The sequence below is a fragment of the Croceibacter atlanticus HTCC2559 genome (assembly GCF_000196315.1).
Taxonomy (GTDB): domain Bacteria; phylum Bacteroidota; class Bacteroidia; order Flavobacteriales; family Flavobacteriaceae; genus Croceibacter; species Croceibacter atlanticus.
Window position 1 is genome coordinate 2,592,741 of the sequence record NC_014230.1, and the last position, 22,346, is coordinate 2,615,086.

24 protein-coding genes are annotated in these 22,346 nt (G+C 31.8%); 10 read left to right on the forward strand and 14 right to left on the reverse strand.

What is annotated here, in order from left to right; genetic code table 11:
• Positions 1–23: 23 nt before the first annotated feature.
• The 5 genes from CA2559_RS11755 to CA2559_RS11775 form a co-directional block, all read right to left on the reverse strand.
• The gene (locus CA2559_RS11755) at positions 24–923 is read right to left on the reverse strand and encodes a Ppx/GppA phosphatase family protein (protein ID WP_041241015.1); all 900 of its coding nucleotides are present in this window, start codon (positions 921–923) and stop codon (positions 24–26) included.
• Positions 923–3,025, reverse strand: a complete 2,103-nt coding sequence (gene ppk1 / locus CA2559_RS11760) for a polyphosphate kinase 1 (protein WP_013188122.1) — start codon at positions 3,023–3,025, stop codon at positions 923–925. The genes CA2559_RS11755 and ppk1 overlap by 1 nt, the downstream gene beginning before the upstream one ends.
• Positions 3,026–3,511 carry a SixA phosphatase family protein gene (locus tag CA2559_RS11765; protein ID WP_013188123.1) on the reverse strand — a complete coding sequence of 162 codons (486 nt, stop codon included), beginning with the start codon at positions 3,509–3,511 and terminating at the stop codon, positions 3,026–3,028.
• A 4-nt stretch (positions 3,512–3,515) separates the two neighbouring features.
• A complete protein-coding gene (gene pdxH, locus CA2559_RS11770; RefSeq protein ID WP_013188124.1) occupies positions 3,516–4,157 on the reverse strand; it encodes a pyridoxamine 5'-phosphate oxidase in 642 nt (213 codons plus the stop codon).
• A gap of 167 nt (positions 4,158–4,324) precedes the next feature.
• On the reverse strand, positions 4,325–5,956 hold the full coding sequence (locus CA2559_RS11775; RefSeq protein ID WP_013188125.1) for an ABC-F family ATP-binding cassette domain-containing protein: 1,632 nt from the start codon (positions 5,954–5,956) through the stop codon (positions 4,325–4,327).
• A gap of 139 nt (positions 5,957–6,095) precedes the next feature.
• Between CA2559_RS11775 and CA2559_RS11780 the strand changes: the two genes are divergently transcribed.
• The 3 genes from CA2559_RS11780 (at position 6,096) to CA2559_RS11790 (ending at position 10,494) form a co-directional block, all read left to right on the forward strand.
• Positions 6,096–7,532 carry a TlpA family protein disulfide reductase gene (locus CA2559_RS11780; RefSeq protein WP_013188126.1) on the forward strand — a complete coding sequence of 479 codons (1,437 nt, stop codon included), beginning with the start codon at positions 6,096–6,098 and terminating at the stop codon, positions 7,530–7,532.
• A gap of 105 nt (positions 7,533–7,637) precedes the next feature.
• Positions 7,638–9,110 carry a hypothetical protein gene (locus CA2559_RS13615; protein ID WP_013188127.1) on the forward strand — a complete coding sequence of 491 codons (1,473 nt, stop codon included), beginning with the start codon at positions 7,638–7,640 and terminating at the stop codon, positions 9,108–9,110.
• Positions 9,079–10,494, forward strand: coding sequence for a hypothetical protein (locus tag CA2559_RS11790; RefSeq protein ID WP_013188128.1), 1,416 nt, complete (start codon positions 9,079–9,081; stop codon positions 10,492–10,494). Before CA2559_RS13615 ends, CA2559_RS11790 begins: the two co-directional genes overlap by 32 nt.
• Before the next feature lie 2 nt (positions 10,495–10,496).
• Here CA2559_RS11790 and CA2559_RS11795 read toward each other — a convergent pair whose 3' ends face one another.
• Positions 10,497–11,132 (reverse strand): M15 family metallopeptidase, encoded by a 636-nt coding sequence (locus tag CA2559_RS11795; protein ID WP_238524713.1) that lies wholly within the window; start codon positions 11,130–11,132, stop codon positions 10,497–10,499.
• A 37-nt stretch (positions 11,133–11,169) separates the two neighbouring features.
• On the opposite strand from CA2559_RS11795, the gene CA2559_RS11800 reads away from it, so the two are divergent.
• Complete coding sequence (locus CA2559_RS11800; RefSeq protein ID WP_013188130.1) at positions 11,170–11,997, forward strand: alpha/beta hydrolase; 828 nt, start codon at positions 11,170–11,172, stop codon at positions 11,995–11,997.
• Here CA2559_RS11800 and CA2559_RS11805 read toward each other — a convergent pair whose 3' ends face one another.
• The 6 genes from CA2559_RS11805 to CA2559_RS11830 all read right to left on the reverse strand — a co-directional run bounded on the left by CA2559_RS11805 (position 11,998) and on the right by CA2559_RS11830 (position 15,505).
• The gene (locus CA2559_RS11805; RefSeq protein ID WP_013188131.1) at positions 11,998–12,267 is read right to left on the reverse strand and encodes a DUF3817 domain-containing protein; all 270 of its coding nucleotides are present in this window, start codon (positions 12,265–12,267) and stop codon (positions 11,998–12,000) included.
• A gap of 2 nt (positions 12,268–12,269) precedes the next feature.
• Positions 12,270–12,902: a YqaA family protein gene (locus CA2559_RS11810; RefSeq protein ID WP_013188132.1), complete on the reverse strand. Its 633-nt coding sequence runs from the start codon at positions 12,900–12,902 to the stop codon at positions 12,270–12,272.
• 59 nt (positions 12,903–12,961) lie between these two features.
• Positions 12,962–13,684 (reverse strand): Dph6-related ATP pyrophosphatase, encoded by a 723-nt coding sequence (locus CA2559_RS11815; protein ID WP_013188133.1) that lies wholly within the window; start codon positions 13,682–13,684, stop codon positions 12,962–12,964.
• Positions 13,674–14,108, reverse strand: coding sequence for a type II 3-dehydroquinate dehydratase (aroQ, locus tag CA2559_RS11820; protein ID WP_013188134.1), 435 nt, complete (start codon positions 14,106–14,108; stop codon positions 13,674–13,676). The genes CA2559_RS11815 and aroQ overlap by 11 nt, the downstream gene beginning before the upstream one ends.
• A 74-nt stretch (positions 14,109–14,182) precedes the next feature.
• Entirely contained in the window at positions 14,183–14,752 is a 570-nt protein-coding gene (locus CA2559_RS11825; protein ID WP_013188135.1) for a porin family protein, read from the reverse strand.
• A 129-nt stretch (positions 14,753–14,881) separates the two neighbouring features.
• Positions 14,882–15,505 carry a porin family protein gene (locus tag CA2559_RS11830; protein ID WP_013188136.1) on the reverse strand — a complete coding sequence of 208 codons (624 nt, stop codon included), beginning with the start codon at positions 15,503–15,505 and terminating at the stop codon, positions 14,882–14,884.
• Between the two features lie 93 nt (positions 15,506–15,598).
• On the opposite strand from CA2559_RS11830, the gene xerD reads away from it, so the two are divergent.
• Positions 15,599–16,495 (forward strand): site-specific tyrosine recombinase XerD, encoded by an 897-nt coding sequence (gene xerD / locus CA2559_RS11835; protein WP_013188137.1) that lies wholly within the window; start codon positions 15,599–15,601, stop codon positions 16,493–16,495.
• Between the two features lie 22 nt (positions 16,496–16,517).
• Here the strand turns inward: xerD and CA2559_RS11840 are convergent, their stop codons facing one another.
• Together CA2559_RS11840 and CA2559_RS11845 are read right to left on the reverse strand one after the other, a co-directional pair.
• A complete protein-coding gene (locus CA2559_RS11840) occupies positions 16,518–16,847 on the reverse strand; it encodes a 2TM domain-containing protein (RefSeq protein WP_013188138.1) in 330 nt (109 codons plus the stop codon).
• 1 nt (position 16,848) lies between these two features.
• The gene (locus CA2559_RS11845; RefSeq protein WP_013188139.1) at positions 16,849–18,213 is read right to left on the reverse strand and encodes a 2TM domain-containing protein; all 1,365 of its coding nucleotides are present in this window, start codon (positions 18,211–18,213) and stop codon (positions 16,849–16,851) included.
• A gap of 128 nt (positions 18,214–18,341) precedes the next feature.
• Between CA2559_RS11845 and CA2559_RS11850 the strand changes: the two genes are divergently transcribed.
• The 5 genes from CA2559_RS11850 to CA2559_RS11870 all read left to right on the forward strand — a co-directional run bounded on the left by CA2559_RS11850 (position 18,342) and on the right by CA2559_RS11870 (position 22,289).
• Entirely contained in the window at positions 18,342–19,181 is an 840-nt protein-coding gene (locus CA2559_RS11850; protein ID WP_013188140.1) for a DUF1853 family protein, read from the forward strand.
• A gap of 65 nt (positions 19,182–19,246) precedes the next feature.
• Positions 19,247–20,155, forward strand: coding sequence for a geranylgeranylglycerol-phosphate geranylgeranyltransferase (locus CA2559_RS11855; protein ID WP_041241018.1), 909 nt, complete (start codon positions 19,247–19,249; stop codon positions 20,153–20,155).
• Between the two features lie 2 nt (positions 20,156–20,157).
• Positions 20,158–20,751 (forward strand): Maf-like protein, encoded by a 594-nt coding sequence (locus CA2559_RS11860; RefSeq protein ID WP_013188142.1) that lies wholly within the window; start codon positions 20,158–20,160, stop codon positions 20,749–20,751.
• A gap of 76 nt (positions 20,752–20,827) precedes the next feature.
• Positions 20,828–21,730, forward strand: coding sequence for a hypothetical protein (locus CA2559_RS11865; protein WP_013188143.1), 903 nt, complete (start codon positions 20,828–20,830; stop codon positions 21,728–21,730).
• Between the two features lie 13 nt (positions 21,731–21,743).
• On the forward strand, positions 21,744–22,289 hold the full coding sequence (locus tag CA2559_RS11870; protein ID WP_013188144.1) for a mechanosensitive ion channel domain-containing protein: 546 nt from the start codon (positions 21,744–21,746) through the stop codon (positions 22,287–22,289).
• Positions 22,290–22,346 lie beyond the last annotated feature (57 nt).

Genomic DNA, 22,346 nt, shown 5'->3' on the forward strand with positions numbered 1-22,346 from the left:
TTAACAATTGAGATCTATTCTACTTATGATTGTTTTAAGCGATCATTATAAAGAGATTTCACAATACCATCTGCCAATCCTATTTTAGGGACAAAAATTTTGCTGCTTCTACTCCATTTCATAGCACTTAAATAAATACGCATAGCTGGTATTACCACATCTGCTCTATCTGTATTCATGTTAAGTTGTGTAATGCGCTCCTCATAGGTTAATGAGTTAAGCATTTGATAGTAAGAACTCAAGTAAAAGTAAGATAATGGCTTGCCAATAGTTTTACCACTATACTTGTACACGTGGTTAATGTTACCTCCAGAACCTATTAACTCAATCTTTGTATAAGGCTTAGTGGTTGTTTTAATCCATTTTTCAACATCTTCCCACATCGAGTTTACCACTGTATCATCTAGCAGTCTTACTGTTCCTAGTTTAAATGATTTTGAAGCAATTGTTTTCCCACTTGCGTAAAAAGTAAACTCTGTACTACCACCACCAACATCTACATACAGGTAATTTTTATCAGACTGTATAAGGTTATGTAAATCTGTTGCTGCAATAATTGCAGCTTCATCATTACCATCTATAATTTCAATATTAATCCCGGTTTTTTTAAGAATAGTATTTGCAACTTCTTCACCATTTTTGGCTTCTCTCATTGCAGACGTGGCACAAGCTCTATAAGTTTCGATTTTATGAGAAGTCATGAGCAGCTTAAAGGCCGTCATAGTATCAATCATTCTATCTATATTCTCCTTAGATATTTCGCCACCTAAAAACACATCTGCACCTAACCTAATTGGTACTCTTACCAGACTCCTTTTTTTAAAAATTGGTTCTTTATCTGGTTGCTCTATTATTGTCATCACTAACAATCTTACCGCATTCGAGCCAATATCTATGGCAGCATATGTTCTTATATTTAACACTATATATTTAAGCTTTTATTTTTATTAAGATAATACTCGTAAGTCTTGAACTGACTTCTAATTTTAGGACCTATTGCTTTTTTATAGGCGTTGTCTTCTTTTGCTGAAAACACGCGTGCTTTTACATTGTCACTCCAACATATATCGAAAGTATCTAACAGCTCTTGTTTAATATCTTCGTCATAAATAGGACAAGAAATCTCGACTCTGTTATCTAAGTTTCTCGACATTAAATCTGCTGAAGAAATATAGATTTTAGAATCACTTCCTTTTCCAAAGATATATAATCTAGGATGTTCTAAAAATTTATCGATAATGCTTATGGCTTCTATATTCTCACTCATACCTTCCACGCCAGGAATTAGACTGTTAATACCTCTAATAATTAACTTTATTTTTACGCCAGCTCTGCTTGCTTCATAAAGTTTATCAATCATTGGGTAATCACAAAGGCTGTTTAGCTTCATTTTTATTTCTGCAGGCTTGCCTAACCTTGCAAGATTTATTTCATTCTGAATTAATTTTAGCAATCCAGACCTTGTATAATGAGGACTTACCAATAAATGTTTATACCTGCTAACCTTGTAGTTTATCTCAAAGAAGTTAAATACTTTATTTACCTCTTTAAGAATTTTTTGATTGGCAGTAAACAATGTATAATCTGTATAAATCCTTGCAGTAGATTCATTAAAGTTACCAGTACTTATAAAGCCGTAGCGTTTCATACCATCTTTTTCCTCACGTTCAATCACACAAGCTTTACAGTGCACTTTTAGGCCTGTAACACCAAAAATCAACTTTACACCTTCACGCTGCATTTGCTCGGCATACTTAATGTTTGCAGCTTCATCAAAACGTGCTTGCAATTCAATTTGTACTGTTACTTTTTTACCGTTTTTAACTGCATTAATTAATGAGCTGGCAATATGAGATATCTTAGCCAACCTATATATTGTAATCTTTACAGATCTTACAGTTGGATCTAAAGCAGCTTCTCTTAAAAATTTAACTGTATATGAAAATGTGTGATATGGTGCATATTGCAGCACATCTTTCTCTGATATCTGTTTTAACAAACTTCCCTGAATATTAAAATTTGCTATAGGCAAAGGTTCTACTTTTTCATACAGATACTTACCTTCACTTAAACTAGGAAAACTCATATAGTCTCTCCTATTGTGGTAACGACCACCAGGAATTATACTATCATTATTGTCTATACCCATCATATTCATTAAGAAGGTAAGCGTATCTTTTCCTATCTTCTTATCATACACAAAGCGTACAGGATCTCCTTCTACTCTATCCTTAACACTTAATGATATTTTCTCGATGAAACTTTTACTCAAATCACTATCCATATCCAGCTCTGCATCTCTGGTAATTTTAATCATATGCGCAGTGATACTTTCAAAATTAAAGATGTTAAATATGGTTTGAAGATTCGCCCTAATTAAATCGTCTAGAATTATAATTTGTTGTTTACCATCTTTCTCTGGCATAACAACAAAGCGCTCTATATCTTTAGGGATTTCAATTAGTATATATTTTTTTTCACGCTGTGGTTTTCCTATAATTTTTTTTATGCCCTTAGGTTCTTCAACCTCATTCATAACCATCTTTACAGCTAGGTATGCAGCTGTATCTTTAAGTCTAGGAAGTTCAACCAGATCATTTAATACTATGGTAACTAATGCAGGACTTACTTTTTGTAGAAAGTAATTTTTACACCATAGTTGTTGCTCTTCAGACAAGTTAGTTTCATTTAGGAAAAGAATATTTTCCTCTGCCATTTCCTTCTGAATAGCTTTAAGTATTGTTAAGCTCTCGGTTTGCTGCTCAATAACAATTTTGGTTATTTTCTCTAATAAATCTGAAGCTTTTATACCTCCCAAAATGCTTTTAGCACCTTTGCCAGCTAAGTCTATTCGCTTTATTGTAGCGTATCTTACCTTAAAGAATTCGTCTAAGTTGTTTGAAAAAATTCCTATAAATCTTAAGCGCTCTATTAAGGGTACTTTTATATCTGCTGCTTCCTGTAAAACTCGGGCATTAAATTGTAACCAGCTTAATTCCCGGTTTACATATTGGTTATCGTGCATCTACTTTAAATGTTTTGGGAATAATGTCTTTATTGTTTGTCCTTCTTTAATTTGTGTCCAACGTTCTACTTTAAAGTCTATAATTACAAGGCCTGTTGTTGGTATATTATCTATATACTCACTGCCTATATCATTAGCTAAAAATGTTAAGGCGTTATTATGGCCAAAAACCATTAACGTATCTATACTTTCTTTACAACCTTTTATAATGTGCTTTAGCTCACGCTCGTCGAAAGTGTAAAGTTTAGGATCTACAATAAATTTATCATCTGGAATCTCTAGCGTTGCCTTAAATATATTAGCTGTGGTGTTTGCTCTTACAGCATCACTAGTTAGTACTAATTCTGGGTTTTTATAACTTTCCTTATAGGCTTTAGAAATAAGTATGCCATCTGTATTGCCTCTAGATTTTAAAGGGCGTTGCCTATCTGGAAGGTTAGTTTCCCAAGATGATTTACCATGTCTTACTAAAATTAGTCTTTTCATAATGCTAAGGTTCTAGGCGTCTATGACTCCAAGTGTTATTTGTATTTGTATAAAGGATCCTATCATGTAACCTATTTGGTCTTCCTTGCCAAAACTCGAACGTTTCTGGTTTTATTAAAAATCCGCCCCAAAAATCTGGTTTTGGAATTGGCTTATCTTCAAACTTAGTTTTAAGTTGCTGTAAGCGTTCTTCTATAACTTTTCTTGATGCCACCATACTACTTTGGTGAGATGCCCAAGCACCTAACTGGCTTCCTCTAGGTCTGCTATTAAAATAGGCTTGAGATTTTTCTTCAGAAACCTTTTCAACAGTTCCTTTAATTATTATTTGTCTTTCCAATGGTGGCCAAAAAAAGGACATACATACCTTTGGGTTGTAAGCAATACTTTCTGCTTTTTCTGATGTATAATTGGTATAAAAAATAAAGCCTTCTTGAGAAAACTCCTTAAGCAAAACCACTCTGGATTTTGGAAATCCATCTTTACCTAGTGTAGACAACGTCATTGCATTAACCTCTAAGATATCTTCACAAGCTTCTGCAGTTTTAAACCAGTCTTCAAACTGTGCCAAAGGTTGGTCTCTTAATGCCGTTTCGACCAAGGTATCTTTCTCGTAGGATTGTCTGTAGTCCTCTATGTTTTTCATATAGGTTAAAGATATTAAGAAATAAGTTTTTAGTTATAAAAACAATGTTACATTTTCGTTTAAAATAGACAATGTAAAACTATATCTACTTCAACATTTCTTAAAATAAAAAACACCTGTAATTTATATTTTACAGGTGTTTTAAAATTTATATTAAAATACAGGTGTTACGCATTAACTGCATACATTTTCTCACGCTGTTCTTTTATGTTCTTATCACTCATATACTCATCAAACGTTAAGTAACGATCTATAACTCCAGAAGGTGTAAGCTCCACTACTCTATTTGCTACGGTTTGTGCAAATTCGTGATCATGTGTTGTAAACATAACCGTTCCCTTAAAGTTCTTTAAAGAGTTATTAAATGCTGTAATAGATTCTAGATCTAAGTGGTTTGTAGGCTCGTCTAGCATTAAAACATTAGCACGCATCATCATCATACGGCTTAACATACATCTCACTTTTTCTCCTCCAGAAAGTACGTTACAGGTTTTAAGTGCTTCTTCTCCACTAAAAATCATTTTACCTAAGAAACCTCTTATGTGTACTTCCTCACGTTCTTCTTCTGTTTTAGCCCATTGTCTCAACCAATCAACTAATGTAAGGTCACTTTCAAAATACTGTGAATTATCTAATGGTAAGTATGATTGGTTAGTAGTGATACCCCATTCAACTTTGCCAGATTCTGCTTCTTGATGTCCATTTAGTATTTGATAAAATGCTGTAGTTGCTCTAGAGTCTCTAGAAAAGACAACCACTTTATCTCCTTTAGCCAGATTTAAGTTAATATTCTTAAACAACAACTCTCCATCTATTGAAGATGATAAGTTTTCTACGTTAAGAATTTGGTCTCCAGCTTCTCTCTCGCGCTCAAAAATTATTGCAGGATAACGACGGCTTGATGGCTTAATCTCGCCAATATTTAGCTTATCAATCATCTTCTTACGAGATGTTGCCTGTTTGCTCTTTGCTACGTTGGCGCTAAATCTTCTTATAAATTCTTCTAATTCTTTCTTCTTTTCTTCTGCCTTCTTATTTTGTTGAGAGCGTTGTCTTGCTGCTAACTGTGAAGACTCATACCAGAAAGTATAGTTACCACTGAAGTGATTAATTTTTCCGAAATCTATATCACTAATATGCGTACATACAGCGTCTAAGAAGTGACGGTCGTGAGATACTACGATTACTGTATTTTCAAAATTTGCCAAGAAATGCTCTAACCAAGATATAGTTTCATAATCCAAGTCGTTGGTAGGCTCATCCATAATAAGCACATCTGGAGATCCAAAAAGTGCTTGAGCTAAAAGAATTCTTACTTTTAGTTTACCATCTATATCTGCCATTTTTGTATAATGCAAAGCAGGCTCTATCCCTAAGTTAGATAATAATGCCGCAGCATCACTATCTGCATTCCAACCATTCATTTCTTCAAAATCTACTTGAAGTTCTCCTACGCGTTCTGCATCAGCATCTCCAAAATCTTCTTTTGCATAAATGCTGTCCATCTCTTTCTTAATAGCATATAATGGTTTATTACCCATTATAACAGCTTCTAATACTGGATACTCATCATATAATGTATGGTCTTGCTCTAAAACAGACATACGTTTTCCTGCCTCTAAAGACACTTGACCAGAAGTAGGCTCAGACTTGCCCGAAATGATTTTTAAGAAGGTAGACTTACCAGCACCATTTGCACCAATAATACCATAGCAATTACCTTGAGTAAACGTTGTGTTAACCTCATCAAAAAGGACACGCTTACCAAACTGTACAGATAAATTTGAAACTGTTAGCATAAACTGTTTAATTTTTCGGCAAAAGTAGTCATATTAAAGAGATTAATAAAAGATTAACGATTACAGATTTCCATTTAACTACTGATTAACAATGTAGAATTTGAAGTAGCATTACATTTACCCACAACTAATTTACAAAGTGAGGTCAACACTACTAGTTCTATTTTTATTTACGCTTCTTTTAAATTCTTGCAAATCAGAGAATACTAAAGGATATGCTATTTTTAGTGGTCAAATCGTAAATCCTACAGCTACCAATATATACCTAAAGAAATTTGGAAAGGTTGTAGACTCTTCCAAAGTAGACGATTTTAATAGGTTTTCTTTTAAAATTAATAATCCTGACGATGGCTTATATGAGTTTTCGTATAATAAGGAAAGCCAACTAATTTATATTGAAGAAAATGATAGCATCCTACTCCATATAAATACATTTAATTTTGACGAGTCAATAGCTTTTAGCGGTGAAGGTTACAAGAAAAATAACTTTATTACCAGTTTGTATTTACAAAATGAATTGGCTGAAGATTTCTTAGTTAGAAACAGTGCTTTAAAACCACATCTTGTCTCTGCTAAAATTGAAGACCAACTTAATCGAAATTTAGCGCAGATTGAAAAAATCGCTTCACAGGAAAACTTATCTAAAGACTATTTAAAGTTTGCTAAGAAAGCAGCGCATCTTCAATATTATGACCTAAAAGAACGTTTTTACTTTTTCATCTCTAAGTACTACCCAGAAAAAAGAAAGCTCTTTACTAAAGAGTATTTTAGCTATAGAGAAGATTTAGAATTTAATGATGAAGAGTTTCAATATTACTATACCAACATTAGACTTTTAGACAACTACCTAAAAAACAAGGTTTTTGATATTTGTATAAAAGAACATACAGAAGTTTTAGATTGTACTAAAAACAATGATTTTAATAATATAGAGCTTAAAGCCAACTTACTAGATTCAATTACAAATTTACCTGTTCTTAAAGACAGATTTTACAATAGGTTTGGAAAACAAGGTGTTTTATTAAGTAATGATACTATAACATCTCAAAAAACCATAAAATTATTAAGTAACTTAGGGTATAATAAAGATGGTATACAAGAACTTAAAAATCTGTTATATCTTCAAAAATTATTTTTGCCTGGAAGTAATATGGCTTCAGTAAGAGTTGTAGATGTAGATAAAAACACATCTACTTTAAAGGAAATTATTAATAAGCCAACAATATTACACAGTTGGAATATCGATTCTTATTTGCACCACAGTACTAATCACAAGAAAATACGCAATCTTAGTGAAAAATATCCTGAAGTAGATTTTATAGGTATTACAACAGATTATGCAAATTTCTCTGAAGACCCAACGTCTGTAAATCCTTGGATTAAGACTATTGAAGAGTATAACTATAATCCAGAAAAAGAATACCATATATTAACATCTCCGGTAGCTTCTAAACTGCTAAAGAACTATACCAATAAAGTTATTTTTGTAGATAAACAAGGTACAATTGTCATTGGTGCAACACTTTTAAATGACTCTGATTTTGAGCAAATCATCCTGGAATTTCTTAACCAGTAACAAGATCTTCAATTAACATATTTTAACAGTTTTTAACAAAAGTTTGTATATAATCACGTTAACTTGCATAGTTTATAAAACTTCAACAAATCTTAGAGGTTAAATATGATTAAGAATCTTACTTACGGCCTACTTATTTTAACTGCTTTAGTTAGTTGTCAAAATTCTTCTAAGGATTCTAAGATTGGTAAAACAGATGCTTTTTTAGGAGGACAAATTATTAATCCCAAAGTTAACCACGTTGTACTTCTTAAAAACAATGCTTTAATTGATACTATTTATTTAGATGACAAAGGGCGATTTGAATATATAGTTAAAAACGTTAAACCAGACATTTATAGCTTTAAGCATTTTACAGAGCAACAACTTGTTTATTTAGAACCTAAAGACAGTATACTAATACGCTTAAATACTTACGAATTCGACGAGTCTATTTCCTTTTCTGGCAAAGGCTATAAGAAGAATAATTTTTTGATAGATATCTTTTTAATCAATGAAAAAAGTGACTCTAAACTTATATCAGAATTAGAAGTTGGTCCTAAAGTATTTGAACAACATATTAATGAAGATTGGGAATCTCAAAAACTAAAAACTAAGAAATTACTCAGCAAAAGAGGTTACTCTAATGAGTTTAAATATTTAGCAAGACAAGTAGTAAATTATAACTATTACGACATTAAAGAGCGCTACTTTAATTTTATAACTAAGGTTAAACCAGAGTTATTAGACCAATTTAGTGACACCTATTTTGAATATCGTAAAGACGTTAATTTTAATGACGCTCCTTTAAAATCAGATTTCTCTTACTTAAGATTTATTAATAGCTACATAACTAACGCCTACATAAAAAAATGTAAGCTAACTTCTAATGATTGCCAAAACCTCTCTACTCTCGAAAGCTATATTGAAAGAATTAAAATTACAGACTCACTCATTACCTTACCAAGTCTAAAGTCCAGATACCTTCAAAATTTTGCAACCTCTAGCATTATAACTGCCAAAAGTGTAGAGGAAATCGATGACATATACAGATTGGTATCTGAGCTTTTACCAAATGAAAAGCAAGCAGAGAAAATTGAAGACTTGGCAAATATGCAAAGAAGCTATCTTTCCAGAAGCACAATTGCACAACGTATTTTAATATCTGCTAATACAAAAGATAGTGTTACTTTAGGCAATGTCGTAACTAAGCCTACAATTATAATGACATGGACTGGCACCAATGAAGATAATTATAGAGCTTACCATAATAAGATGTATGATCTTCAAAAGATGTATCCAGACCTTAATTTTATAGCAATTAATATAGATAAAGAACCTAAAGGTGAATGGTTAGATATTATTGAAGATTTTGAATACAATACTGCAAAAGAATATAAATTAGCCTCTTTTAAGGAAAGCCAAAGTACTTTAATTAAACTTTCAAGAAGAATATTGTTTTTAGATAAAAATAGTCGAGTTTTACAGAGAAGCATCCACTTTTTAGAACCTGAATTTACAGATGCTATTGACCGATTTATTATTTTAAACAATCAAGCTCAAAAAGATGAAGTTAAAACACCACAGCCTGCTATTTAGCATATTTTTGTGTTTAATTTCTTGTAAAAACGAGGTTTTAAAAGTAAAGGACACACCATCTGCCTATATTATAGGAGAAATTGCTAATCCACACAATAACTATATTACCATTTTACAAACAAATGGTAATGCAGATACTATATTTTTAGATGAACAAAACCAGTTTCAATATAAGTTTGACTCTGCAGCATCTGATATTTACTGGATAAAGCATTTTTCAGAAAGCCAATTGTTTTTTCTTGAACCTGGTGATAGCCTTGGTATCTATTTAAATACCGAAGAGTTTGATGAGTCCCTTTCATTTAGTGGAGAAGGCAGTGAAAAAAACAACTTATTAATAAACACTTTCCTAGAAGACGAATACAGTGTAAACTTCATTAAAAAGTCTGAATCTTATCCTCCAAAAGAATTTAAAAAGATTTCAGATAGTATATATAATAACAGAATAAAGGAACTTAACAGACAACATAAAAAGTTTAAGTTTTCAGATAATTTCTATTCATTTGCAAAAACTAGTGCAGATTATCAATATTACTTTCAGAACGAGCAGTATGTGTATCTTCAAAATAAATACAATAGATCTAATGTCTTCTCTAATGAATTTTTAAGCTATAGAGATTCCTTAAACTTTAATAGTAAACGTTTTTCTAAATTTTATATCTATTTAAGAACACTAGATACTTATGTAAAGAATATTACAGCAGAACAATGTGTTACTACTAACTCACCAGATGAATGTTACAAAGAAAGTAAACTAACAAACCTGAGAGCTAAACTTGTAACAGTAGATAGTGTTATAAAAGAACAAAGTGTTAAACAGCGCTTTATTAAACGTTTAGGAACAGAAGCCTTACTATTATCCAACACTATGGAAAATATGATGGAGACTATGAAGCTAATTCATACTGTTCACCCATCAGTAAAAAACTTAGATTTCTTTAATAATCTAGCAGACTTGCAACGTTCTTTATTTCCTGGAAAATCGATTTCAAGCTTTATTATACAAGATATAGGTGGTAAAAAGGAACCTATTACAAATAGAGTGAAATCTAAAACTGTAATTTATTTCTGGAATAATAATTTTTCTCAACGCTTAACCTCAAAGCATCATAAAATTAACCAAATACGTTTAGAGCATCCAGAATATAAGTTTATAGCTGTAAATACAGACCTTATAGGTTTTGAAGACTGGACAAAGTTGTTAGACAATTATAACTATAATCGCAATACCGAAGTTAGACTTGTTGATGCTCCTTTTGAACCTCAACTATACACAGACCTTATAAACAAGGTAATATTTATAGATGAAGATGGTATTATAGTTTCAGGAGATGCTATACTACAAGACACCAATTTTGAAGATAAATTAGATTCTTTTTTCTAGTATTACTCTTCACAGTTAAATGGTATATCTAAAGCTTTATACCGGTAATTTGCTTTGTAACTAAAGTGCCACCACTCTGTTCTAATAGTTAAAAAACCAAATTTAAGAAGCCCTTCTTGAAGTAGTTTGCGATTCTCTATTACCTCTTTTGGTAAATTGGTATGATCAATATGTGCTGCTCTTCCAAAGAAATCATAAGGTGTTCCCATATCAAGCTCACAACCTCTCTCATCTACTAATGTAAGATCTACAGCTGCTCCTCTACTATGTATAGAGCCTTTAGTGTATGGGTTGGCAACATACATAGGGTTAGGGTAAGCATCCCACATTAGCTTCTGTTTAGCTATAGGCCTATAACAATCATATAATTTTATAAAATAACCTAACTCACAAAAATATTGATTGGCTAAATAAAGTGCTTCTGCTACATCTGGCTGTAAATAGCAATTAGGACAATCGTAAAAAGCAGATTTTAAAAAATTATTAGCTGTTGCATAACGTATGTCATAAAAAAATTCATCACTAGTTGATTTCAGGTTTACTAAAGTGTCATCAATAGTGCTTTGAGCTTGAAATGAATTGATTGTAAACAATGCACTACAAACAGTTAAACAGATTTGTTTTATGATTAATCTCACTAAAATAAATGGTAATTTTAAGCTTTAAAAAATAAAAATGTCTGCAAAGAAAATTCTTTCAATTGGTATTATATTAATGGTCTTTACAAGTTGTGCAACTAAAAAGTTTAAAGATATAAGTTATACAGAACATCACGATTTAAAACCTTTAAAATTAAATGTCTTTACACCCAGATCATCTAAAAAAGAACTTAAAGATGTTATCATCTTTATATATGGCGGAAATTGGAACAGTGGCAATAAAGATATGTATGGTTTTATGGGAAGGCAATTTGGCAAGGAAGATATTGTTACAGTAATTCCAAACTACACTTTAAGCCCAAATGCTAATTATGATACAATGGCACAACAGGTTACTAAAGCAATTACGTGGACATATAATACTATTGAAACCTATGGTGGTAATCCAGAACGAATTTTTATTACAGGACACTCTGCAGGAGCACATTTAGCAGCTTTGGCAACAATGTCTCCAAAGTATAAAGGAGAAACATCTAAAATTAAAGGTATAATCTTAAATGATGCAGCAGGCTTAGATATGTATAGTTATCTTAAAGAAAACCCACCAAAAGAAGAACCAGATAATTATGTAACCACTTGGACTACAAATCCTAAACTATGGAAAGAAGCTTCTCCACTTTATCACATAGATGCTGAAACACCTCCTATTTTTACCTATCTAGGTACAAAAACCTATAACTCTATTATTGAAGGAAATAGAATATTTAGAGAAGAGTTACTCAAGGTACAACCCGAAGCAAAACTTATTAAATTAGATAAAAAACACGTACCAATGATTGTGCAGTACTTTTATCCTTGGAATAATAGAGTTAAAGAAATTAAAGCATTTATGAATGCTAATTAATTACAGGTACTTTTTATCCATCCAGAACGTACCAAATGGTATAATACTACACACCAAGACAATAAGGAAAGTCTTTATATTCCAGTTTAAAATTTGTTTCATAAAAACTGCTAAAGCTATATAGAGTAAGAAAAGAACACCATGCGCCATACCAATTACCATATTAGCTTCTGGCATATCCCAAATATATTTAAGGGGCATTGTAACAAATAATATAAGCAGGTATGAAATACCTTCTAAATAGCTAACAATTTTAAATGTTTTCAACATAATTATACCAAACTAAAGATAGCTAGAGCGTAAAGGTAAAATCTTACAAAACGCAACAACCCGAATAATAAATAACTTACAAATGGATATTTAATCATACCAGCAGCAATACTTGTCATTGCAAATGGTATAGGTAAAAGTGCTCCTACAATAATTAGAAAACCACCCCATTTTCTAGTATTATTTACGTGTTTAGCCATCTTAACCTCTAAATACTCGTGCATTGCAGGAATTTTAGTGATAAGAACACCTTGAAAGTAAGAAATAATACCTCCTAAATAAGATAATAATGCAATAATAGATAAGTATACCAATGGTGCATCTGTCTTATCGCTCCAAGCAATAAATATTTCTGGAGGAATAATACCTAAAATAGATTCTGATATAAAAAACACTGTAAGTATTACAATGGCAGAATACGTTTCTGTCATCTTAACAAGTAATTCATTAATATCAATAACGAAATAATGTATACCCATTAAAATACCTATAAATATTAATATAGGTGGTAATGCCTTCTTTAAGCTGGTACCTAAAAATTTATAAAATCCCGTATAGCTATAATATTGGTGTAATAGTCTAAATCGAGACTTTTTAGGTGTAGATCTTTTATGTTTTGAATCTTCAGATTTCATTTATAAATTTAGTGTTGCAAAGGTAAGCCTGATGGGACATTTAAGCAAAGAAATTGCTGTTAGTTTGGTAGTAAATCTGCATACCAAAACGAAGTATCCCAAGTTGTATTGTCTTTGTGACAATTACTGCCTTTAGAAACAGGTTTGTAGGTTTTATTTACAATATCTCCTAAAGTAAATTTTATGCTGTTTTTAAATAATGGGCTATCATAAACAAAGGTGTGAAACTCTCCATTTTCACCACAAGGATCTACTTCTTTCGGTAAGTCTTCTAAAAATTGCTCATTGTATTCCCTACCACAAAAAGACTTGTCTAACACGTTAGCATTTACACAAACTACAATTGCTTTAACGCCTGAAGCTATAATTTCTTTAGAAAGTTGTGTGGTACTCTTTTTCCATAATGGGAAAACGGCAAAAATACCAACGTCCTGTAATTGCGCTTCTCTGTAAGATTTTAGGTCTTCTAAAAAAATATCACCAAACACACTATGCGTAAATCCTGATGTTTTTAAAGCTGAAACAGCATCTTGCATAGTCTTATTGTAGCTTTCCATAGAAACCTGGCCATGCAACGCAATAGTTTTTAATTTTAACCCCAATGCTTCTGCTTGTAGTTCTAAAAACTCAGCGCGTAATCCGTGCATAGAGACTCTGTTATTTTCAGAATTTACGGTAGTTACTAAAGCTTCAACTTTATATTCTTCCAAGGTATTTAAAAGTTGTAGTGTATATGCTGCATCTTTACCACTACTCCAATTTAAAAACGCTTTAGCCTTCATCTTCAACAGTATTTAAAAAGCTTTGTATGGCCAATTCATAACTTTGCATTCCGAAGCCTAATATTACACCTTTTGCTGCAGGCGAGATAAATGAATTATGCCTAAATTCTTCTCTAGAAAATGTATTCGATATATGAACTTCGACCACTGCGGTCATAATACCTTTTACAGCGTCTCCTATTGCAATTGAAGTATGTGTGTATGCTGCAGCGTTTAATATAATGCCATCAAACTCTGTATCTGCATCTTGAAGTTTAGTTACCAACTCTCCTTCTACATTAGATTGAAAATGAGACAACTCTACATCTTTATATTTAAATTGAAGGTTTACAAAAAAATCTTCAAAAGATTGAGTGCCATAAATACCTGGTTCACGTTTGCCTAATAAATTTATATTAGGACCATTTATAATGAGTAACTTCATACAGTAAAGGTATTAAAAAAGCCACATTACAATGTGCTATGTGGCTTTTTGAACAAATATATAATTAAATACTATTATAATTCTATTCCTAGGTAAACTTGAAATACGCGGTTATTAAACTCTACATCTTCATAAAGTTCGCCTAAACCAATATTGTAACGTGCGCCAACCATTAGGCCATTAAATAGTTTTAAACCTCCACCAAGGCCTACCCCATAATCAAAAGAATCTGGATCACGTTCGGTCTCAGATGTAAAGAAAGGACCATTAATTTCTTCTTTATCGTTAATGGCCAATCCAATTTGAGGACCAGCTTCTACAAACAATCCTGGAATAACATAAACCTTAAGCATTACCGGAAGGTTTAAATAATCTACCTTCTGTTCGCGTTCTGAAGCTCCGTTAGATTCTGTAAAACCTTGTTGTGAGTAAATTAATTCTGGTTGTATTGCAAAAACATCACTCAATCTATTTTCAGCATATAACCCTACGTGAAAACCATTTCTTGTTTCAGTTTCAAATCCTGAGTCTGTCTTTGTATTTGCAGCATTAAAACCTCCTTTTAATCCAAAAGAAACTTCTTGTGCTTGCACTGTAATTACTGAGAACATTAAAACTGTTCCTAAAATTAATAATCGTTTCATATGTGTAAATTTTGTTATTCCTATAACGAGTTTCGTGCCAAATGGTATAATTAGAGGTTTAAATTTTTCTTAAAATAAAAAAAGGGAAGCTTTAAAAAGCTTCCCTTTTACTATAATCTCTAAGGTTTCTTAGAACTGTAAACCTACAGAAAATTGTAATGTTGAGTTAGTTAAGTCATCTTCAAAAGCACCTTCTTCATCAGAATCGTCTATATTAGATAGTCCAAATACATAGCGTCCTTGTAAGAATAAGCCATTTGTAAATTTATAACCTAATCCTACAGCAGCTCCTAAATCAAATGATGCAGCATCAAGATCTTCACTTTCTATTGTATCACCATTAGAGTCTTCTATTTCAAATTCATCATTAACTAAGAATCCAAATTGTGGTCCAGCTTCAATACTAAAACCTTCTACTAGATAAAACTTAGCCAATACAGGTACATTAATATAATCTAATTTAATTTTAGCTTCTGTTCCTTGTCCTAAAAAATCTTCATCTTCAAATTTTATACCTTGTCCTGAATATAAAATTTCAGGCTGTACAGAAAAACGATCTGAAATAGGAATTTCAACTATGGCACCAACATGAAAAGAAGTTCTGGCATTATCTTCATCTAGATCATCAACATCATCACCAGTTAAGGTAGAAAAATTAACACCACCTTTTGCACCAAATGAAACCCCATCCTGTGCTTGTAAATTTGTAATACCGAATGCAGCGATTGCTGCAAATAAAAATAGTTTTTTCATAATTTTAGTTTTAGTTTTAAGCGAATTTAGAAGTTGTTTATTTAAGAAAGTGTTATTTCATTCTTAATCATAACTTAAAAAACGTTAAAAATATTGACTTGGTTACAAACGTTAAAAGATTATCAACATTATCTTAAAATAGAACGTGGTCTCTCTTTAAACTCTATAAAGAGCTACTCTTATGATGTTGAGAAGCTTATGAAATTTTTAGAGAAAAATGACTTAAAAACATCTCCTTTAAAAATTGATGCAAACATTACAAAGGCCTTTGTGTATGATGTGGCTAAACATATGAATGAGCGTTCTCAAGCACGATTAATTTCTGGATTAAAAAGTTTTTTCAACTATCTCGTCTTTGAAGATTATAGAGAAACAAATCCTGTTGATTTAATTGAATCTCCTAGAATAGGCAGAAAATTACCAGATACATTATCCTTAGAAGAGATAGACAATTTAATTGCACATATAGATCTTAGTAAGCCAGAAGGCGAACGTAATAGAGCTATGATTGACACTTTATACAGTTGCGGGTTACGTGTAAGTGAATTAATTACCCTTAATCTTTCTGATCTCTTTTTTGAGGAAGGCTTTATAAAAGTAACAGGAAAAGGAAACAAGCAACGTTTTGTACCAATTGCAGAACATACTCAAAAGTTAATCTCTATTTATAAAACCGAAATAAGAAACCATCAAGATATTAAGAAAGGCCACGAAGATACTCTGTTTTTAAATCGTAGAGGTCGCGGATTAACACGTGCTATGATTTTTACTATTGTAAAAAACTTGTCTGAAAAATGTGGTTTACAAAAAACTATAAGTCCACATACGTTTAGACATTCTTTTGCAACTCACCTATTAGAAAATGGAGCTGATTTAAGAGCTATACAACAAATGCTAGGACACGAAAGTATTACGACTACTGAAATTTATATGCATTTGGACCAAACACATTTAAGAGATGTGGTTAATCAATTTCACCCAAGACGATAGCATTTTTTTATTAAATTCTAATTTACTCCCAACGTCCAGATGTTGTGCTGTCATTATAGGTTGCATCTGTATCCATCATCTCTTTAATCTTACGTTCTTCCCATTGTTTTCCAAAGAACACACTACCATAAAATGTCTTAAATGCGTGACTAGCCAATCCTATACCCCAACCAAAAGCTGTCCATAAAAACCAAGCATATCTAAACTCGTTAGTATAGTAATTTAATCCTGCTAAGCCAACTATTACAACTATATATGCTATTAAGTGATTATAAAAGCCTTTAAGTTCATTTACGCGTGCTTTTGCCTGCTCATATTTTGTTGTGTATGTATTTTGTTCTGGTCTTTCCATCTTAGTAGTTTTTAAAATTATCTTTATTCATTAATTCTTTAATTTTCTTCTCTTGCCAATTAGAACCTAAAAAGGGATTCCAATCAAAGGCATCCATAGCGTGAAACATTAAACCCAATCCCCAACCAAACATTGGGAATAAAAACCACATAAAGCCCCAACCCATTGTCGTATAATTAATAAATGCTAAAAATGGTATTACAAAGCAATAACTTACAAGGTTTCCATAAAACTCACGTTGCTTCTTTACTTGCTCCTTTGCGGCTTTAAGTCTGGCTTGATTGTCTGTTTGAGAAATAGTATTCTCTTCTAAAAGTTGTGTTGTCATAGAAAGTTGTTTGGTTAATATTGGTAGTCTTGCTTCAAAAGTGTTTGGGGTTTTAATAATCTTCATAGCACGTTCTGTTAAGAGCGCATATCTAGATTTTATGTTAGATAAGCCAACACCTTGACGCTTGTTTAAATGTTCTTTTGCCTGAAGGTTGTTTTTAATGACTAAAAATCCTGCTTCTTCATAAATACTAATTCGCAATGGTGTTTTAACAGATACCACATTATGTTTAACTGCATTTTCCAACAATAACTGTAGAGATAATGGTACCACCTTGGCATTAGGATTGGTTGAAGTTTCTGGGATATCAAAAATCACACTGTCCTCAAATCTCATTTTCAATAGGTTGCTGTATGTTCTAGCAAAATCTAACTCTTCATCTACACTTACCAATTCTTTATTTTTCTGCTCCAACACATACCTATACACTTTAGATAATGACGTGGTAAATTTCTGTGCGTTTCTTGGGTTCTCTTCAATTAAAGAAGACAATACATTTAAACTATTAAATAAAAAATGAGGATCTAATTGATTTTTTAGAGCATCAAACTTTGCAGATGCTGTTCCCGCTATTATACGTTCTGTTTTTACTGCAATTTCCTGCTTTTGTTGGTTGTAGTAAACAATATAAAATATACTAGTTATGGTAATCGCTATAGTTAAGGACAACCAATAAGTAATAGGATTTTCTGAACTTAAAAACTGCACAAGAGATTGGCCGCCAACAAATACCTCTGTAAATAGCCTTAAAAAGAAAATACCTATTGCTGTTGCTAAAACATTAAGAACTATACCTAAAACTATATTCTTAAGCTTAAACAAATGTTTACCAAACCTATCTATTAGAAATTTTACGGTATAATAATTTATAAGGTAAAGTATGATACTGTACGCTTCTGTATATAGAAAATTTAAAAGCACATTTTTATTAAGCACAAATACAGAACCTGTCCAAATTTGAATGCTAGTGAGAATAATAAACACAAGTATCCCAACAAAAAAGGCTCTTATTAAATGTGTGAAAAATGATGACATAGGTTTGTTTGTTTTACTGTAGCAAATGTATTGGCTATTCCTAAAGTTACACAATTAGATATACCGAATTGTAGTTTTTTAATACCGAATTGCAATTGGTTATTCTTTAGTACTGTAATTTTGTAGCTATGAATAAAACTTTTACTGCAGAACAAAATTTACAGCAACAATATAGAGGTTTTATAAACACACCTCAACTGTGGTTCGGGCAGTATGAGTCTCTCACACAATTTGAGCTACCAGAATTACAAACTGATAGCTATGCTGGTGAACCTATACAAGACAATTTATTTTTAGGCAAGCGTTCTGAACGGTTTTTAGAAAACCTTTTGCAACAGTGTTCACGCTATGAGGTTGTTGCAAGTAATTTGCAAATAAAAGATGGCAAGAATACTATTGGCGAGATAGATTTTATAGTTAAAGACATTAAGACAAATACACTTATTCACCTAGAACAAGTTTGTAAATTTTATCTTTATGACAGCGCTTTTAATACAGAACCAGAGCAATGGATAGGTCCTAATCGTAAAGATTCATTTAGGCAAAAACTAGATAAGCTTAAAGCTCATCAATTACCTTTAATACATCAACCTGAAACCCAACAAGCATTAAAAGCATATAACATTAACGCTGCAGATTGCGTACAACAGGTTTGTTTTATGGCGCATTGTTTTGTTCCGTTTTCTTTAAATAACAAAACGCGATTTACCATTAATTCCAAAAGTGTTTCTGGTAGTTATATGTCACTAAAAACATTTAAAGACTTTTATTCTGAAGCATATGCATTTGCGATTCCAAAAAAAACAGATTGGTGTGTTAGTCCTAAGTATCATAAAGAATGGTTGTCTAAAGCTGAAGCTATTTTAACTATCGAAACTCATTTAAAAGAAAACCGCGCGCCATTAATTTGGGTTAAACATAAGGACACGTTTTCAAGAGTATTTGTAGTTTGGTGGCCAAACGCTTAATTTAAGTGGAATTGCTTATGCAAGTCCCCTATTTTTCTATTTTTGTCATCTAAATTTTTGTCCCCTTGAAGTATTTAAAACTCTTCCGCTATCAAAACCTCATCTTTGTTATTTTAACACAGGTGTTCCTGCGTTATTTTCTTTTTGAACCTTTTGGTATAACTATTACTCTAAGTGATTTTGGTTATGCGCTTTTAGTACTTGCAACAGTATGCCTTACTGCAGCAGGAAACGTAATAAACGATATTTATGATGTAGAGACAGACCAGATAAATAAACCAGAACATGTGTTGGTAGGTAAATCTATTTCAGAGCAAAGTGCCTATACACTCTTTATAATTTTAAATGTTATAGCTGTAGGGATAGGTTTTTACTTATCTAATATTATAGGCAAACCAGGATTTTCTGCTTTATTTATAAGTATTTCTGCTATTCTTTATATATATGCCTCTTACCTAAAACGTACTGTGCTTGTTGGTAATTTGGTTATTAGCCTGCTTGTAGCATTTGTTATAATTGTAGTTGCCATTTATGATTTAATGCCAGCTATAACACCTCAAAATAAAGCTGTACAAACATTAATATTTGGATTAATGTTAGACTATGCAGTGTTTGCTTTTGCAGTTAACCTTATTAGAGAAATGGTTAAAGATCAACAAGATGTAAAGGGAGATCATAATTCTGGTATACAAACACTTCCTATAATTTTAGGAAAAACAAGAACCAACAAAGTAATATTTTCGGTTACAGCCTTATTAATTATTGGCTTGATATATTATTTATACACCTACATGTTTCAAAATCAAGTTGCTGTTTTATATGTTCTTTTTCTTATTCTAGGCCCTTTATTATATGTTTTAATAAAAATCTGGAATGCAGATACTAAACACGATTATCGCAAATTGAGCGGTATTTTAAAACTTGTTATGTTGTTTGGTGTAATTTCTATGGCGTTTTATCAATTCATGCTTTAATTATGTTACAAGATCATTTAAAAGATTTCAATCTTATTTTGGCATCTGGTTCACCTAGACGTCAGCAATATTTTAAGGAATTACAGTTAGATTTCACTGTACAACTTAAGCCAGTCGAAGAAATTTATCCACCAGAGTTAAAAGGTGTAGCTATAACAGATTATTTGGCAGAACTAAAGGCTTCAGCATTTAAAGACCTTAACGATAAAGATATTTTGGTCACTAGTGATACTATTGTTTGGTTTGAAGGTGAAGCTTTGGGAAAACCTACATCTCCAGAACAAGCTAAAGAGATGATATCTAAAATGTCTGGCAAATCTCATGAGGTTATGACCTCTATTTGTTTTACTCAAAAGCACCAAAGCAAAACTGTAAATTACACAACCAAAGTAACCTTTAATCCTATTTCTCAAGAAGCCATTTCTTATTATGTAGATACCTTTAAGCCAATGGATAAAGCTGGTGCTTATGGTATACAAGAATGGATTGGATTAATCGCAATAAAATCAATTGAAGGCAGTTATCCCAATGTTGTAGGAATGCCAATGCATTTGGTTTATGAGGAGTTAATGGCCATTGCCGCATCTACACGTTAAAGATATTTCAGTTTTAATACTTATATTATTACACTTTTATAGCTGTATTAAACCCTTTTAAAAAACCTTAACTGTTATGCTGAAATCCTTAAGACTTATACCCTTTTTTGCTCTTTTAACATTAGGTTGTAACCAAGATTATAATTTACCCAATAGTACTTCAGATGGTTCAATAAAGAATCCTCAAGAGTTGTCTGAAGCATTTAAATCTTATTGGTATGCTGGTGAAGCAGAATTAACAAGCTACAAACTTTCTCAAGCTCGCTATGGTGAATTAAGAGAAGGAACGGCTATGATGGTGTTTGTAACAGAACCATTTTTACCAGAAGTACAAGTAAAAGCAGATGAGCAAAAGGATAGTAATATTTCCGTTCTTAAATTAAATGCCACAAAAACGTTTAATACAGGAATTTACCCTTACTCCATAATGACGAGTACATTTTATCCTGTAGCTAATAATCAATCGGCTTTAAAGGTTTCTACATCTGTGCAAGAATGGTGTGGTCATGTGTACACGCAGCTAAATAACAGAAACAGTTATGAAATTACGTCTCATTCCTATTTTCAGGGAGAAGCAGATCAAAATTTTACATTGGACAAATCTGCATTAGAACATGATCTTTGGACACAATTACGTATAGATCCCACAACACTAAATCTGGACACTAAACGTATGATACCATCTTTAGAATATTTAAGATTGAAGCATAAAGATTTAAAAGCCTATAATGTAGATCTTTCACAAAACCAACTACAAGACACATTGGTTACTGTTCTAAAGTATCCAGAATTAAACAGAACTCTAAAAATACACCAAGACCCTAACTTTCCTTTTGAGATTTTATCGTGGTTTGAAACCTATCCAGATGGTAATACTACACTTACTACAAAAGCTATTAAGATGAAGCGTTTAAAATCACCATACTGGAAAAAAAATGCTAACAAACACGAAGTGCTAAGAGATTCTCTAGGACTTTAATTCCACATTATATATGACCTACCCAATTATCATATCTGCAATTGTAATACTTACACTAATTATAATAAGATTAGTGCTCATTAAGATTATAAAGAAATACGCACGTAAGTTTGAGCGTATGGAACACCGTACAGGACTTATAATTAGATATGTAGATTTCTTTACCATTTTCTGTACAGTCTTAGGACTTATTATGGTTTGGGGTGTTCAAATAAAAGATTTAGGCTTAGTATTTTCTTCAGTCTTTGCTGTTATTGGTGTTGGTTTTTTTGCCCAATGGTCTATTCTTAGTAACATCACGAGTGGTATTATTATGTTCTTTACATTTCCATATAAAATTGGAGACTACATTAAAATACATGATAAAGAGTATGATTATGAGGGTTATATAGAGAATATTAAAGCTTTTCAAGTAGTATTAAGAACTAATACCAATGCTATAATCACCTATCCTAACGCTATGTTTATGCAAAAAGGTGTTAGTATTATAGCTTTTGAAGATATTCCTAAACCAGAAGATCCTACTACAGAAACTCCTAAAGAAGATCAGTTTTATTAACTGTGCGTTCTTTTCGATTTTGGTATCTTTGAGAATACCCAAATTGAAACTACATTA

Coding starts and splice junctions, on each gene's coding strand:
- ppk1 (WP_013188122.1), bottom strand. CDS start 3,025: ATGCACGATAACCAATATGTAAACCGGGAATTAAGCTGGTTACAATTT.
- CA2559_RS11765 (WP_013188123.1), bottom strand. CDS start 3,511: ATGAAAAGACTAATTTTAGTAAGACATGGTAAATCATCTTGGGAAACT.
- pdxH (WP_013188124.1), bottom strand. CDS start 4,157: ATGAAAAACATAGAGGACTACAGACAATCCTACGAGAAAGATACCTTG.
- CA2559_RS11775 (WP_013188125.1), bottom strand. CDS start 5,956: ATGCTAACAGTTTCAAATTTATCTGTACAGTTTGGTAAGCGTGTCCTT.
- CA2559_RS13615 (WP_013188127.1), top strand. CDS start 7,638: ATGATTAAGAATCTTACTTACGGCCTACTTATTTTAACTGCTTTAGTT.
- CA2559_RS11790 (WP_013188128.1), top strand. CDS start 9,079: ATGAAGTTAAAACACCACAGCCTGCTATTTAGCATATTTTTGTGTTTA.
- CA2559_RS11800 (WP_013188130.1), top strand. CDS start 11,170: ATGTCTGCAAAGAAAATTCTTTCAATTGGTATTATATTAATGGTCTTT.
- CA2559_RS11805 (WP_013188131.1), bottom strand. CDS start 12,267: ATGTTGAAAACATTTAAAATTGTTAGCTATTTAGAAGGTATTTCATAC.
- CA2559_RS11810 (WP_013188132.1), bottom strand. CDS start 12,902: ATGAAATCTGAAGATTCAAAACATAAAAGATCTACACCTAAAAAGTCT.
- CA2559_RS11815 (WP_013188133.1), bottom strand. CDS start 13,684: ATGAAGGCTAAAGCGTTTTTAAATTGGAGTAGTGGTAAAGATGCAGCA.
- aroQ (WP_013188134.1), bottom strand. CDS start 14,108: ATGAAGTTACTCATTATAAATGGTCCTAATATAAATTTATTAGGCAAA.
- CA2559_RS11825 (WP_013188135.1), bottom strand. CDS start 14,752: ATGAAACGATTATTAATTTTAGGAACAGTTTTAATGTTCTCAGTAATT.
- CA2559_RS11830 (WP_013188136.1), bottom strand. CDS start 15,505: ATGAAAAAACTATTTTTATTTGCAGCAATCGCTGCATTCGGTATTACA.
- CA2559_RS11840 (WP_013188138.1), bottom strand. CDS start 16,847: ATGGAAAGACCAGAACAAAATACATACACAACAAAATATGAGCAGGCA.
- CA2559_RS11845 (WP_013188139.1), bottom strand. CDS start 18,213: ATGTCATCATTTTTCACACATTTAATAAGAGCCTTTTTTGTTGGGATA.
- CA2559_RS11850 (WP_013188140.1), top strand. CDS start 18,342: ATGAATAAAACTTTTACTGCAGAACAAAATTTACAGCAACAATATAGA.
- CA2559_RS11860 (WP_013188142.1), top strand. CDS start 20,158: ATGTTACAAGATCATTTAAAAGATTTCAATCTTATTTTGGCATCTGGT.
- CA2559_RS11865 (WP_013188143.1), top strand. CDS start 20,828: ATGCTGAAATCCTTAAGACTTATACCCTTTTTTGCTCTTTTAACATTA.
- CA2559_RS11870 (WP_013188144.1), top strand. CDS start 21,744: ATGACCTACCCAATTATCATATCTGCAATTGTAATACTTACACTAATT.